The 13,682-nt window shown below is 72.9% G+C and carries 12 protein-coding genes; 4 read left to right on the top strand and 8 right to left on the bottom strand.

Annotation, left to right across the window (positions count from 1 at the left end):
* Positions 1–50: 50 nt before the first annotated feature.
* The 8 genes from IRX98_RS09395 to IRX98_RS09430 all read right to left on the bottom strand — a co-directional run bounded on the left by IRX98_RS09395 (position 51) and on the right by IRX98_RS09430 (position 9,312).
* Positions 51–827 (bottom strand): DUF1295 domain-containing protein, encoded by a 777-nt coding sequence (locus IRX98_RS09395; protein ID WP_224276100.1) that lies wholly within the window; start codon positions 825–827, stop codon positions 51–53.
* Entirely contained in the window at positions 821–2,140 is a 1,320-nt protein-coding gene (locus IRX98_RS09400) for an SAM-dependent methyltransferase (RefSeq protein WP_224276102.1), read from the bottom strand. The genes IRX98_RS09395 and IRX98_RS09400 overlap by 7 nt, the downstream gene beginning before the upstream one ends.
* Positions 2,137–3,486 (bottom strand): SAM-dependent methyltransferase, encoded by a 1,350-nt coding sequence (locus tag IRX98_RS09405; protein ID WP_224276104.1) that lies wholly within the window; start codon positions 3,484–3,486, stop codon positions 2,137–2,139. The genes IRX98_RS09400 and IRX98_RS09405 overlap by 4 nt, the downstream gene beginning before the upstream one ends.
* Entirely contained in the window at positions 3,483–5,507 is a 2,025-nt protein-coding gene (locus IRX98_RS23415) for an FAD-dependent oxidoreductase (RefSeq protein WP_224276106.1), read from the bottom strand. Before IRX98_RS23415 ends, IRX98_RS09405 begins: the two co-directional genes overlap by 4 nt.
* Complete coding sequence (locus IRX98_RS09415; protein WP_224276108.1) at positions 5,504–6,238, bottom strand: anti-sigma factor; 735 nt, start codon at positions 6,236–6,238, stop codon at positions 5,504–5,506. Before IRX98_RS09415 ends, IRX98_RS23415 begins: the two co-directional genes overlap by 4 nt.
* Positions 6,235–6,849, bottom strand: a complete 615-nt coding sequence (gene sigK, locus IRX98_RS09420) for an ECF RNA polymerase sigma factor SigK (RefSeq protein ID WP_224276110.1) — start codon at positions 6,847–6,849, stop codon at positions 6,235–6,237. Before sigK ends, IRX98_RS09415 begins: the two co-directional genes overlap by 4 nt.
* 27 nt (positions 6,850–6,876) lie before the next feature.
* A complete protein-coding gene (locus IRX98_RS09425) occupies positions 6,877–7,536 on the bottom strand; it encodes a fasciclin domain-containing protein (RefSeq protein WP_224276112.1) in 660 nt (219 codons plus the stop codon).
* A gap of 234 nt (positions 7,537–7,770) precedes the next feature.
* The gene (locus tag IRX98_RS09430) at positions 7,771–9,312 is read right to left on the bottom strand and encodes a molybdopterin-dependent oxidoreductase (protein ID WP_224276114.1); all 1,542 of its coding nucleotides are present in this window, start codon (positions 9,310–9,312) and stop codon (positions 7,771–7,773) included.
* A gap of 75 nt (positions 9,313–9,387) precedes the next feature.
* Between IRX98_RS09430 and IRX98_RS09435 the strand changes: the two genes are divergently transcribed.
* From IRX98_RS09435 to IRX98_RS09450, 4 genes are all read left to right on the top strand, one after another.
* Positions 9,388–10,143, top strand: a complete 756-nt coding sequence (locus tag IRX98_RS09435) for an enoyl-CoA hydratase-related protein (RefSeq protein WP_308044563.1) — start codon at positions 9,388–9,390, stop codon at positions 10,141–10,143.
* A gap of 70 nt (positions 10,144–10,213) precedes the next feature.
* Positions 10,214–10,921: an SDR family NAD(P)-dependent oxidoreductase gene (locus IRX98_RS09440; protein WP_224276117.1), complete on the top strand. Its 708-nt coding sequence runs from the start codon at positions 10,214–10,216 to the stop codon at positions 10,919–10,921.
* Between the two features lie 13 nt (positions 10,922–10,934).
* Positions 10,935–11,363, top strand: coding sequence for a hypothetical protein (locus tag IRX98_RS09445; protein ID WP_224276119.1), 429 nt, complete (start codon positions 10,935–10,937; stop codon positions 11,361–11,363).
* Positions 11,364–11,483: 120 nt separating this feature from the next.
* Positions 11,484–13,661: a HelD family protein gene (locus IRX98_RS09450; RefSeq protein WP_224276121.1), complete on the top strand. Its 2,178-nt coding sequence runs from the start codon at positions 11,484–11,486 to the stop codon at positions 13,659–13,661.
* Positions 13,662–13,682 lie beyond the last annotated feature (21 nt).

A 13,682-nucleotide genomic window follows, 5' to 3' on the forward strand; every position in this document is an offset into this window, starting at 1 on the left:
CCGGGCACCTCCGGGGTCGCCGGGAGAGTCGAGGGTCCGGTGGCGGACCGTCAGCGGCGCGGCGGGCGCGGGACGAACAGCGGGACGCGGGCGGCGTACTCGTCCCAGCCGGGTCGCTTCGACATCGTCTTCTCCAGCAGCCTGGCGCCGGTGACGTTGCGGATGAAGTACGTCATGGCGATGGGCGCGAAGATCGTCGCGAGGCCCTGCACCCAGCCCAGCGACAGCGCGCCGGCAGCCCAGAGGCCCCACCACACGCACGCGTCGCCGAAGTAGTTGGGGTGGCGCGTCCAGCCCCACAGGCCGGTGTCGAGGACCTTCGGTCGCGACTCGCGCGGCTTCGCGCGGTAGGCGGCGAGCTGCGCATCGCCCACGACCTCGAAGAAGACGCCGACGGCCCAGATCGCCACACCGACCCACACCACGGGCCACCAGCGGACGTCGTACGCCGCAGCGACGTGGAGCGGGAACGAGATGATCCACGCCACGACGGCCTGGGTGAGGAAGACGCGGACCAGGACCTTCCCCGCACCGGCGTGCCAGCCGGGCCCGCCGAGCATCTCCTCGTAGCGCGGGTCCTCGCCGTGGCCCTTCGAACGCTTCGCGATGTGCCAGGCCAGGCGCCCGCCCCACAGCGTCACGAGCACCGCGAGCAGCCACGAGTGCGCGTCGGGCCACACGAGCGCCAGGACCAGCGCGACGGCCACGAAGACCGACCCCCAGGCGACGTCGACCACCGCGACGCGGTCGACGCGCTTGCTGATCGCAGCGGTGACCCCCATGACGACGAGGGCCACCAGCAGCGCGACCAGGCTCTGGATCACCACCCGCGGACCGCCGGGAGGGTGTGCGGTGCGCCGGGGCGCACGGACAGGATCTGGTCGACGCCCATGCGGCCGTCGCGGAAGGCCAGCGCGCCGCCGACGAGGTAGAGGCGCCACACGCGGACGACCTCCTCGCCCACGAGGGCACGGATCTGGTCGATGTTGGCCTCGAAGCGCTCGAGCCAGCCGTGGACCGTGAGGACGTAGTGCTCGCGCATCGCGTGCACGTCGCGCACCTCGAGTCCGCCGGACTCGATGAGGTCGACCGTCTCCCCGACGGGACGCATCGTCATGTCGGGGGCGATGAAGGACTCGATGAACGGGCCGCCACCGGGGTGCTTGCCGCCCCCGGTGCCCTGGCGCGACATCTGCTGGATCAGCACGCGTCCGCCGGGCCGCACCGCGCGGCGCAGGACCTCGACGTAGGTCGGGTAGTTGAGCGCACCGACGTGCTCGCCCATCTCCAGCGACCCGACGGCGTCGAAGTGGTCGCGCTCGGGGACCTCGCGGTAGTCCTGCAGCCGGATCTCGACCCGGTCCTCCAGCCCGCGTTCGGCGATCCGGGCGTCGATGAACTTCTTCTGCTCGGCCGCGATCGTCACCCCCGTCACCGTCGCGCCGAAGTGCTCGGCGGCGTGCAGCGACAGCGAGCCCCAGCCGCAGCCCACGTCGAGCATCCGCATCCCCGGCTCCAGGCCGAGCTTGGTGCAGACGAGGTCGAGCTTGGCGCGCTGCGCGTCCTCGAGTGAGGTGTCGGGCGTGGCGTGGTAGCCGCAGCTGTAGGCCATCTGCGGCTCGAGGATGAGGGAGTAGAACTCGTTGGAGAGGTCGTAGTGGTGGCTGATCGACGACCGGTCGCGCGCCAGGCTGTGCAGGCGTCCCTTGATCCGCGCCTGCGACGCCGGCGGTGCGGGCGGGCGGCCCAGGGCGCCGAGGCCGGAGACGGTGCGGATCGCGTCGACCATCGCGCGCGGTGAGAGGCGTACGCCGGACAGGCCGCGCTCGGCGCCCACGGCGAAGGCGTGCGTCAGCGCGGAGTCGAGGTCCCAGCCGTCCTGCTCGGGGACGTCGAGCTCACCTGTGACGTAGGCCTGGGCGGCGCCGAGCTCGCCCGGGTGCCACATCAGCCGGCGCAGGGCGTCGGGGGAGCGGAGCACCACCAGCGGGGCGCCCTCGGGGCCGGCGACGGATCCGTCCCACGCCTCAAGGCGCACGGGCAGGTCGCCCCCGATGAAGGGGCGCACCGCCTCGGCGAGGCGGTCGGCGACGCCGACAGGGTGGACCGATGCGGTGGTCGGGGAGGCGGTCTGGGTCACGGGGTCTCCCGGGTGAAGGTGAGCTGCGAGACGTTGAGGTAGCCGCTGGCGAAGCCGGCCTGCGAGTAGGCGAGGTAGAAGTGCCACACCCGCATGAACATGTCGTCGAAACCGAGCCCGAGCACGGCGTCGCGCTGGGCGAGGAAGCGGCGGTCCCACCGGCGCAGCGTCTCGGCGTAGTGGTCGCCCATCTCGAGCTGGTCGACGAGGCGGATCGTGGTCTCGGCGCGGGTGATCTCGTCGATCACCTCGACGCTGGGCAGGAAGCCGCCGGGGAAGATGTACTTGTTGATCCACGTGTGGCTGTCGCGGGTGACGAGCATCCGGTCGTGGGGCATCGTGATCGCCTGGATGGAGACGCGACCGCCGGGGGCGAGCACCTGGTCGATGGTGCTGAAGTAGGTGCCCCAGAACTCGTGGCCGACGGCCTCGATCATCTCCACGGACACCACGGCGTCGTACGTCGCACCGGTGGCCGCGAGCGCGCGGTAGTCCATCAGCTCGACGTGGACGCGGTCGGAGAACCCGGCGGCGGCGATGCGCTCCTCGGCGAGCTCGAGCTGCTCGACCGACAGCGTGATCGTGTGGACGCTGGCGCCGCGGCGGGCGGCGCGGATCGCGAGCTCGCCCCAGCCGGTGCCGATCTCGAGCACGCGGGAACCCTCGGTGACGCCCGCCTCGTCGAGCAGCCGCTCGATCTTGCGGCCCTGGGCCTCGGCGAAGTCGGGGCCGTGGCGGCGCGGGTCGTCGTGGTCGACCGGCTCGGGCGGCGTGGCGACGTGGTGGTCGCCGACGGAGCCCGGGCCCTTCGCGACCTGGGTGGTTGAGGTGTCGAAGAGGGCCGCGGAGTAGCTCAGCGTCTCGTCGAGGAAGAGCGCGAAGAGGTCGTTGGACAGGTCGTAGTGGTGCGAGATGTTGGCCTGGCTGTTGGCCTCGGTGCTGCGCTGGTGGTGGGGCAGTCGCGGCGTGACGAGCGCACGCAGGCGCTGGAGGGACGGCGGGACGAGGGTCGCCATGCGGGCCGCGGGCACGGTGAGGAAGCCGGCGAGGTCGTCGGTGTCCCACGCCCCCGTCATGTAGGACTCGCCGAAGCCGATCAGGCCGTCGCGGCCGAGGCGGGCGTAGAACTCCTCGGGACGGTGCAGCCGCATCACGGGGCCGCCCCGGCCGAGCCGGTGTCCGGTGGGCTCCTCGATCACGGTCACCGCGAGGCGACCGACGGCGGCGCGGAAGAGGCGACGGGCCACGGCGGCCGAGACGGCCGTGCGGGGTCCACCGCGCAGCGGCTCCAGCGGAGGCATCCCCTGCGAGCCGGTCTCGGCGGGGCGGTTCTTCTCAACGGTCACTGCACGCCCTCCTGGCGATGGCGGGGACGGGGGCGGACGGGCAGGCGCCGTGCCCACAGCCAGATGCCGTGGGTTCGGATGAGCGCGCTGCCGCGCAACGCGGCCCCCAGGGTCTTGCGGACCGGCACGTCGGTGCGCGACCCGGTCAGGCTGGCGCTGAACGGCGCGGAGCCGCCGGGCGCGTCGGCGTCGTGGCCGCGCAGGGTGACGGCGACGTGGAGCCGGTCGGTCGGGATCGGCACGGCGATGTCGTAGGTGCCGTCGACGCCGTGGAAGGGCGAGACGTACATCGCCTTGTCGGTGCGGGCGCGGCCCTGCTCGTCGGGGTGGACGAGGTAGGCGTGTCGGTCGCCGTAGGTGTTGTGGACCTCGACGACCACACCGGCCTGGCGGCCCTGGTCGTCGAAGCACCAGAAGACGCTGATCGGGTTGAAGCAGAAGCCGAGCGAGCGCGGGTGGGCGGCCATGAGGATCGTGCCGGGACGCTCGCCTGCACCCAGGGTCACGCCGTTGTTGGCGAGGAAGGCCTCGACGTTGGCGCGCAGCGACCTCTCCGGCGAGCCGAGGTGGTCGCGGGCCTCGAAGCGGGCCAGCCTGCCGTGGTCGGGCAGGTCGTCGAGGTCGACGAGCCAGCAGGTCGAGGTGTGCTCGAAGGAGCGCCGGATCGGCGTACGCCGCGTGTGGCGGATGGTGGTCGCGAAGCGGCCCGGGGCGGGCAGCACCGTCGGGGTGCGGGTCCACGGCAGGCCGAGGTGGGTCGCGGCGGCGAGACCCGATCGCGCACCGTCCTCGTGGAAGCCCCAGCCGTGGTAGGCGCCGGCGAAGGCGATCCGCTCGGTGTTGATCTCCGGCAGGCGACGCGACGCGGCGACCGACTCGGGGGTGTAGAGCGGGTGCTCGTACTCCATCCGGTCGATCACGGTGGCGGGGTCGACGAGGTCCTCGCCACCGAGGGTGACGAGGTAGTGGGTGTCAGTGGGCAGCCGCTGGAGCCGGGTGAGGTCGTAGGTCACGGTGACCACACCGGTCTCGCTGGCGGGCCGGAAGAAGTTCCAGGACGCGCGGGCGTCGTGCGCGGCAGGCAGCAGCGAGGTGTCGGTGTGCAGCAGCGCCGGGTTGCTGGAGTAGGGGAGTGCCGAGAGCAGCTCGCGCTGCAGGTCGGTCGGCTCCTCGAGCATGCCGAGCGCGTGGGACGGGTGGGTGGCGATGACCACGGCGTCGAAGGTCGTGGTGGCGCCGCTGCCGTCGGTGACCTCGACGCCGTCGGCGACCTCGCGCACCGAGGTGACCTTGGTGTCGAGGCGTACGTCGGGCAGGCCGGCCCCGATCGCGGCGACGTAGGTGCGCGAGCCGCCGGTCACCGTGCGCCACTCCGGCGAGCCGAAGACCGAGAGCATCCCGTGGTGCTGGAGGAAGGTGAAGAGGTAGCGCGCGGGGTAGTCGAGGGAGGTCGCGGGGTCGCACGACCACACGGCCGCGACCAGGGGCTCCATGAAGTGGCGGACGAAGCCGGCGGAGAAGCCGCCCCGGTCCAGGAACTCACGAAGGGTCTCGTCCGACGCCTGCTGGGAGTGCGAGCCGGACACCGGGTCGGTGGCCAGGACCGCACGGGCGCGCCGGTGGAAGCGCGGGATCTCCAGCAGCATCCGCCAGTGCTCGCGCGAGCGCAACGTCGAGCGCTGCGCGAACAGGCCGCGGGGGCCGAGGGCGCCGGCGTACTCCACGCCGGTGCCGGCGTCGCTGACCGAGAGCGACATCTCGGAGGGCTGAGTCTCCACGCCCAGCTCGGCGAAGAGCCGCAGCAGCGTGGGGTAGGTGCGCCGGTTGTGGACGATGAAGCCGGTGTCGATGGCCAGCTCGCCCTCGGGCGTGAGCACCCGGTGGGTGTCGGCGTGGCCACCGAGGCGGGCGTCGGCCTCGTAGAGGGTGACGTGGGACGTGCGCGAGGCCACCCAGGCAGCCGTCAGCCCGGCAACACCGGAACCGACGACCGCGACCCGACGCTGCCCGCTCGCACTCACGCGTCCTCGGTGAGGTCGAACACCGCGATCGGGGCGGTGGTGGGCTGCTCGGAGCCGCTCTCGGGCTCGACGGTGATGCCGACGGCGGCCGCCTCCGCGGCCGAGCCGTCCAGCACGACGGTCTGGTCGGGTGCGTCGGACATCAGGCCGGCCGAGGTGAACTCGTCGCCGTTGATGAACCACAGCTCGTAGGCCTTGCCCTCGGGGGCGGAGACCATGTCCTCGGTGCTGATGACGGCCCGGTCCTCGGACTTGGAGCGGACGACGGTCGCGCGGCCTGCCTCGCCGAGGTCGAGGAAGACCTCCTCGGCGTCGGGGGCCTGCAGGACCTGCTCGGCAGCGGTGAGCTTCGTGACCCGGTCGTCGTCCGACCAGGGCTGGCTCACCATGGCGCCGATGCCGACGAAGAGCGCGAGTGCCGCCGCGACCAGAAAGGGCATCCAACCCCGCCCCCGCCCTGCCGTGGTGTCGGCGAGGGGCGTCGGAGCGGACTGGGGGACCTCGGGGGCCATCGGACGGATCTGTGCGATGCCGGCCAGGACGGACTCGCGAAGCGCGGCCGGCGGCGTGGTGGCGACGGTCTCGGACAGCAGGGCCGCGGTCTCGCGCAGCTCCGCCACCTCGGCGCGGCAGTCCTCGCACTGGGCGAGGTGCTGCTCGAACCGGGCCCGCTCGAGGTCGTCGAGCGCGTCCATGGCGTAGGCGCCCGTGAGCTTGTGAAGATCGCTCATGAGGCAACTCCCATCAGGTCTCGCAGGCGGATCAGTCCGTCGCGAATGCGTGTTTTTGCGGTGCCCAACGGGACGTCGAGCAGGGTGGCGACCTCGGTGTGCGTGTAGCCGCCGAAGTAGGTGAGCTCGACGGCCTGGCGCTGCACGTCGGTCAGTGTGGCGACCGCGTTGCGCACGCGGGCCGCCTCCAGCGAGGCCTGCGCGGCCTCGGAGGTCTGGTCGTGGTCGACCGGTGCGGTCTCCCGGTTCCAGGTCTCGTCACGGGTGGTGGCTGCCTCGACCGAGCGGACCCGGTCGACGGCCTTGCGGTGGACGATGGTGAGGAGCCAGCCGGCAGCACTGCCACGAGCGGAGTCGAAGCGGGTGCTGGAGCGCCAGGCGTCGAGGTAGGCCTCTTGCGTGACCTCCTCGGCGTGGGCCGGGTTGCGCACGACGCGCAGCGCCAGGCCGTAGGCCCGGGCCGAGGTCGCGTCGTAGAACTCGGCGAAGGCGCGCTCGTCCCCGAGGGCGGCCTGCCGGAGCAGGTCGGCGAGCCTGGCTGCGTCGCCCCCGGACGGGACGCCCTGGGGCGCCCCGTCCGGTACGGGCCTCACGTGATCCACGTCAGTCATCCTTGCAGTGTGCGTCCAGAGGGACGATCACATCTGCGGCATCAGGACCTGGTCGACGACGTAGACGGTGGCGTTGGCGGTCTGCACGTTGCCGCACACGACGCTGGCCTCACCGATGGTGAACTCCTCGCCGGAGCCCTCGACGGTCAGCGTGTCGCCGGCCAGGGTCTCGAGCTCGCCCGCGACGGCGTCGGGGGCGAGGCGCTCGCCGATGACGTGGTGCGTCAGGACGGTGGTCAGCGCCTCCTTGTCCTTCAGGAGCGCGTTGAGGTCCTTCTTCGGGATCGCGGCGAAGGCGTCGTCGGTCGGCGCGAAGACCGTGAGGGCCTCGGCCGAGTTGAGCGTGTCGACCAGACCGGCCTCGGTCACCGCGGCGACCAGGGTCTTGAGGAGCGGGTTGTTCGAGGCGGCGGTGGCGACCGGGTCGTCGGCCATGCCCTCGACCGAACCCTCACCCTCGGTGGGGACGCCGGCGCAGCCGGGGCCGAACGGCGCGTCAGAAGCCATCGGCTCCTCGGACTCCGACTCCATGGGCTCCTCGGCGGGGGCCTCGGAGGTGGACTCGGAGGTGGTGGGCTCGGTGGCGCTCTCGGTGTCGCTCTCGCTGCCACAGGCGGCCAGGCCCATGGAGGCGGTCAGCGCGAGGGCGGCGAGGCCCATGGAACGGGTGCGGAGCTTGGTGTTCATGGCGGATGCCTTTCGACTGGGGTGCCTTCTGTGTGGGCCGTGTGTGGCCCGCTTACAGGAGGTGTTCGGGGCGGTGGTCCGGGCGGATGGGTGGTTCGGCGAAAAACTTTGAACAAACCTTGGACAAGCCCCGGACGCAGGCGTCGGGCGGAGGGTGACGCAGGTTCCGGAAGGCGCGGAACCTGCGTCACCCACCGCCCGACGACGTTCATCCGGGGGAGGGGGCAGGCGGGGTCAGGACACGCTGACCGAGATCTCCTGGAGCCCCGAGGAGCCCTCAGGGAAGGGAGTCATCCGCACGTCGGTCTGGACGTCGCCGTCCTTGTTGGTCGCGCGGACCGCGATGAAGTGCTGACCGGGCTCGGCGTCCCACTCGTAGAACCACTGGCGCCAGTAGTCGTCGGTGACCTGCGGGCCGAGCGTGGCCGGCCTCCAGGCCTCGCCGTCGATGCGCACGTCGACCTTCTCGATGCCGACGCCCTGTGCCCAGGCGATGCCGCCGATGACGATCGGGCCGGCGTCGCTGGTGGACAGCGGCTTGGGGGTGTCGATGCGGCTGGAGATCTTGATGGGGGCCTCCGTGGCCCAGTCGCGCTCGGTCCAGTAGGCCTGCTCGGCGTCGTACGTCGTGAGGGTCATCCGGGTGATCCACTTGCACGCGCTGACGAAGCCGTAGAGCCCCGGCACGACCATCCGCGCGGGGAAGCCGTTCTCGCGCGGCAGCGGGCCGCCGTTCATCCCGATCGCGATGAGGGCGTCACGCCCGTCGAGGGCGACGTCGAGCGGCGTGGAGATGGTCATGCCGTCCACGTCGGTCGACAGGATCTGGTCGGCCTTGGTCGCGTCGATGCCCGCACGGGCCAGCACGTCGGCCAGGGGTACGCCGAGCCAGCGCGCGCCGCCGACGTAGGGGCCGCCGACCTCGTTGCTCACGCAGGTCAGGGTGATGTCGCGCTCGACGGTGTCCATCGCGGACAGCTCCTCGAAGGTCAGCGTGACCTCCTGCTCGACGTCGCCGTCGATGGTGAGGGTCCACGAGTCCACGTCGACCGCCGGCACGGTGAGGCGGGTGTCGACGCGGTAGAACTCGTCGGTGGGGGTGCGCAGCGGCGTGATGCCGGGGTACTTCTGCTCCAGGCCCGTCGGGAAGGACGGCGCGGGATCGGTGGCGACCGGCAGCGCGACGTCCGTGCCGCCGAGGCGGTAGGACGTCACCCAGCGGCCGAGTGCCCCCATGGCCACTGCCGCTGCGGCCAGGCCGCCGGTCGCCAGCACGACCCCGCGCCGGCTCGGACCGTCGACCCCCATCGACGGGTCCAGGGAGCCCTGGCCGTCGATCCGGTGCAGCCACCACAACGACGTGGCGGCGGTGGCTGCCGCGACCAGAGCAGGAAGGAGGTCCAGCGGCCCGGATCCCGGGCGCAGGACGGCGAGGACGCCGGCGACGCCGGCGAGCCCCACGATGATGAGCAGCCCGGTCGCCTCGCGCTTGCGGGCGACGACGCCCGCGACGGCGGCGAGCAGGAGCACGACGACGGTGACCGACCCGACCAGGATCGCCTTGTCGGCGCTGCCGAACTCGCGGATCGCCCACTCCTTCAGCGGTGTGGGCGTGAGGTCGATGACGGTCGAGCCGACGGCGAGCACGGGGGAGGCCGCCGGCACGGTGACCGCGGCGACGAGGTGGGCGGCCGCGAGGCCGACGACGGTCGACAGCACGCCGTACGCCGCGTGGCGCAGCGTCTGCCAGCGCTCGGTCTTGTCCGGTGTCTGCATGGGGGGTGTTCGGAGCGGACGGCGCCACGGATGGGGTCGCGCCCGTGCGCGCGAGGTTGCGGCAGGATGGCGGCCATGACCGACGCGCCCGCCGAACTGGTCCACTACGACGTCTCCGACGCCGTCGCGACCCTCACCCTCGACAGCCCGGCCAACCGCAACGCGCTCAGCCGTCAGCTCGTCACCGAGCTGTTCGCCCACCTCGAGCGGGCCGGCGCCGACGACGACGTACGCGTGGTGCTGGTGCAGAGCTCCGGCAAGGTGTTCTGCTCCGGGGCGGACCTGGCGGAGGCGACCACCGAGGGCATGGAGGTCGGCGCCCGCCGCATCGTCGACCTGCAGCGCCTCGTCACCACGCTCGACAAGCCGGTCGTGACGAAGAACCTCGGTGCCGTGCGCGCCGGCGGGATCGGCATCATCGCCGCGGCCGACATCGCGATCAGCGCCGAGGACGCGACCTTCGCGCTCACCGAGGTCAAGCTCGGCCTGGCGGCGGCCATCATCAGCCTCACCGTCCACCACCGGATGAACCCGCGCGCCGCGGCCCTGACCACGCTGGGCGGCGAGGTGTTCACCGGCGCCGAGGCGGCGGTGTACGGCCTGGTCACGAAGGCGGTGCCGGCCGAGCGCCTCGACGAGGAGGCGGCCGCGGTGTGCGCGAGCCTCGCCACCGGTGCGGCGCAGGGGCTGCGGGAGTCCAAGCGGATCCTCAATCGCGACCTCGTCGCCCGCATCGACGCGCTCGGCGAGGAGATGGCCACGACCAGTGCGCGGCTCTTCGCCAGCGACGAGGCGCGAGAGGCGATGACGGCCTTCCTCAGCCGGAAGTAGTAGTCGCCCGGCTGCATCCGCGGAGGCTCCTGCGACGGAGAAGCAGTCGACGCCCGACGAAGGAGACCCCATGGCACCGTCCACCACTGGCCGCGAGATCGACGGAGCCCGGATCGCGGTGGTCGGCGCGACCGGCGCCCTCGGCTCGCTCGTGGTCGCCGAGCTCGAGCGCCGCGGCGCGCGCCTGCTGGTGGTGGGCCGCGACGCCGAGCGGCTCGCCGCGCTCGGCACGGGCGTGCCCGTCGTGGCCGACCTCGGCGACGCGGGCGCCGGCGCCGCGGTCGCTGCCGCCGCCCGCGAGCACCTCGGCGGCCTCGACGGCCTGGTCAACGCGGCCGGGGTCGTGGCCTTCGGCGCGCTCGCCGACACCCCCGACGAGGTCGTGGAGGAGCTGTTCCTCACCAACGTCGTCGGGCCGCTCTTCCTGCTGCGCCGCGTGGTGCCGCTGCTCGAGGAGTCGCAGGGCTTCGTGCTCCAGCTCAGCGCCGTCGTGGCCGAGCGCCCGATGCCGCGGATGGCGGCCTACTCCGCCAGCAAGGCCGCGCTGAGCGCGGTCGCGACCGCGTTGCGCACCGAGCTGCGCCGCAGCCGCGTCGACGTCTACGACGTGCGCCCGCCGCACACCGAGACCGGCCTGGCCGACCGCCCGCTGTCCGGCGAGGCGCCGGGGCTGCCGACCGGCCTGGACCCGGCCGACGTGGCGCGCCGCATCGTCGACGCCCTGGCGGCGGGCGAGCACGACCTCGGTGCGGACGCCTTCGGGACGCCTGCTCGATGAGCCCGGTCGACCGATGAGCCTGGCCGAGCCCGCGCCCTGGCTGCTGCTCGTCGCGGCCGCCCACCTGGGCTTCCAGCTCACCGTCGACCTCGTCGTCTACCCCGCGCTCGGCGACGTGCCGCGCGAGGCGTGGACCGTGGCCCACGACCGGCACTCGCGCCGGATCACGCCGGTGGTAGCGCTGGTCTACCCGCCGCTGGTGCTGGTGCTCGGGTGGACGGCGCTGGTGGAGCCGGGGGATGCGGGCACGTGGGTGGCCCTCACCGGAGGGTTGCTGGCGGTCGCCACGACGGCGGCGGTGGCTGCGCCGACCCACGGTCGGCTGTCGTCGGCCGCGCCCGAGGACCGGGTGGCGCTGATGCGCAGGCTCGATCGAGCCGACCGGCTCCGCACGCTCGGTGCGGTCGTCTGCGTCGTCGGCGCGGTGCTGCTGGTGGGCTGAGCGCCACGGACGGGGTTCCGCGGATGCGCGGGAAGTCGGCGATGAGGTCGGCTCGCGGGTACGCTTTCCGGTCTGCCCGAGACGGTGGGCAGTGATTCATCGGGGGATGAGGAGCGGGAGTTGAGCGAGGAGCTCGAAGCGCGGGAGATCGCGGCTGAGCAGGAGTACGTCGACGAGGTCTACGTCCAGCTCGAGGCATCGATGGTGAATGCCCGCGCCCTGGCGACCGAGGGGCGCAACCGCGGCAGGCTGGAGCACGAGGGCGGCCTCGTCGAGCGCGACGCGATGGTCTTCCAGGCCGCCAAGCGCATCGCCCAGCTCGACGCCGCCCACGAGGGCCTGGTCTTCGGCCGCCTCGACCTCGACCCGGCGATCGACACCCTGCCGCGCTACATCGGCCGCATCGGCGTGCGCAACGCCGAGCGCGACGTGCTGCTCATCGACTGGCGCGCGCCGGCTGCCGGCGTGTTCTACCAGGCCACCGCGGCCACCCCGCTGGGCGTCGTACGCCGTCGCGTGCTGCGCTCGCTGCACCGCACGGTCGTGGGCGTGGAGGACGAGCTGCTCGACGACCAGGCCGAGACGGACCTGCCGATCGTCGGCGAGGGCGCGCTCATGGCGCAGCTCTCCCGGGCCCGCGACCGGTCGATGCACTCGATCGTCGCCACCATCCAGGCCGAGCAGGACCAGGCGATCCGCGCACCCGGCAAGGGGGTCGTGTCGATCTCCGGCGGCCCCGGGACCGGCAAGACGGTCGTGGCGCTGCACCGCGCGGCCTTCCTGCTCTACAACGACCGCCGCCGCTACGAGGGTGGCGGCGTGCTCGTCGTCGGCCCGAGCGGCGTGTTCATGCGCTACATCGAGCGGGTGCTGCCCAGCCTCGGCGAGACCGCCGTCGCGCTGCGCTCGCTCGGAGAGGTCGTCGGCGGGATCCGGGCCTCGCGCCACGACGAGCCGGCCGTCGCCGACATCAAGGGCGCGACGCGGATGGCCGAGCTTCTGCGGCGCACGGCGCGCCAGCACGCCCCCGGCGCCCCGACGAGCTTCCGCATCTACTGGCGCGACGACACGATCGTCCTCGACCCCGGCGTGCTCGGACGGCTGCGCCGCCAGCTGATGTCGCAGGGCCGCCGCAACCGCCAGCTGCCCCGCGTCGCGAAGACCCTGCTCGACGCCATGTGGCGCCAGGTCACCGGCGAGCGCGGCAAGGAGCGGGGCCGGGAGGCCTTTGACGACGACATGCTCGGCCACGCGGGCTTCGTCGAGTTCGCCACCGCGTGGTGGCCGCCGCTCGACGCCACGACGGTCTTCGGCTGGCTGCGCGACCCCGAGTTCCTGTCCCGCGTCGGCGAGGGCGTGATCAGCCGCGAGGAGCAGCTGCTGCTGGCCAAGTCGTGGGCCGCGGGCGGGCCGTCGATCGAGGACGTGCCCCTGCTCGACGAGCTGCGCTACGCCCTCGGCGACGTGCCGCAGCGCAGCGACGACGAGCGTGACCTCGACGAGACCGGCCTGCTCGAGGGGGGTGTCGACCTCCAGGAGCTCACCACCATCTCCGAGCGCGAGTACGCCCCCGGCGGGCTCGCCTGGTCGGCTCCGACCCACCGCATCGAGGACGACGGCTACGCCCACGTGCTCATCGACGAGGCGCAGGACCTGACGCCGATGCAGTGGCGGATGGTCGGTCGCCGCGGGCGTGCGGCGAGCTGGACGATCGTCGGCGACCCGGCGCAGTCGTCGTGGCCGGACGCCCCAGAGGCGGCCGCCGCGCGCGCCGAGGCGCTCGAGGGCAAGGAGCTCCACGAGTTCCACCTGTCCACCAACTACCGCAACTCCGCGGAGATCTACTCCTTCGCCGCCGACTACGCCCGCCGGGTGGGGCTCGACGCCGACCTCCCCGACGCCGTACGCCGCACGGGCGAGGAGCCGCGGGTGGTCGGTCCGGTCGACGACCTCGAGGCCGCCGTGCGCGAGGCCGTGACCTCGACGGCCGAGCGGGTGGAGGGCACCGTCGGGATCGTGGTGCCGGCGGCGCGCCGCTCCGAGGTCAACGCCTGGTTGGCGTCCTGGCCGGAGCACGCCGCCGACTCCGCCGGCGCGCGCGCCGCGGTCGACTCGAGCGTCACTCCCAGCGGCGAGGACCGCATCGTGGTGCTGACCGGCCTCGACACCAAGGGCCTGGAGTTCGACGGGATCGTCGTGGTCGCGCCGCAGGAGATCGAGGACGAGTCCGCCACGGGCCGTGCGACCCTCTACGTCGTGCTCACCCGTGCCACCCAGCTGCTGACCACCGTCGGCTGAGCCCGGCGGATGTCCGTCGTC

The organism is Nocardioides lacusdianchii, from assembly GCF_020102855.1.
In the GTDB taxonomy this organism is placed as follows: Bacteria; Actinomycetota; Actinomycetes; order Propionibacteriales; family Nocardioidaceae; genus Nocardioides; species Nocardioides lacusdianchii.

Excerpts from the sequence above, each read along its gene's own strand:
- sigK (WP_224276110.1), bottom strand. The coding sequence starts at position 6,849 with ATGACTGACGTGGATCACGTGAGGCCCGTACCGGACGGGGCGCCCCAG.
- IRX98_RS09415 (WP_224276108.1), bottom strand. The coding sequence starts at position 6,238 with ATGAGCGATCTTCACAAGCTCACGGGCGCCTACGCCATGGACGCGCTC.
- IRX98_RS09425 (WP_224276112.1), bottom strand. The coding sequence starts at position 7,536 with ATGAACACCAAGCTCCGCACCCGTTCCATGGGCCTCGCCGCCCTCGCG.
- IRX98_RS09445 (WP_224276119.1), top strand. The coding sequence starts at position 10,935 with ATGAGCCTGGCCGAGCCCGCGCCCTGGCTGCTGCTCGTCGCGGCCGCC.
- IRX98_RS09440 (WP_224276117.1), top strand. The coding sequence starts at position 10,214 with ATGGCACCGTCCACCACTGGCCGCGAGATCGACGGAGCCCGGATCGCG.
- IRX98_RS09435 (WP_308044563.1), top strand. The coding sequence starts at position 9,388 with ATGACCGACGCGCCCGCCGAACTGGTCCACTACGACGTCTCCGACGCC.
- IRX98_RS09430 (WP_224276114.1), bottom strand. The coding sequence starts at position 9,312 with ATGCAGACACCGGACAAGACCGAGCGCTGGCAGACGCTGCGCCACGCG.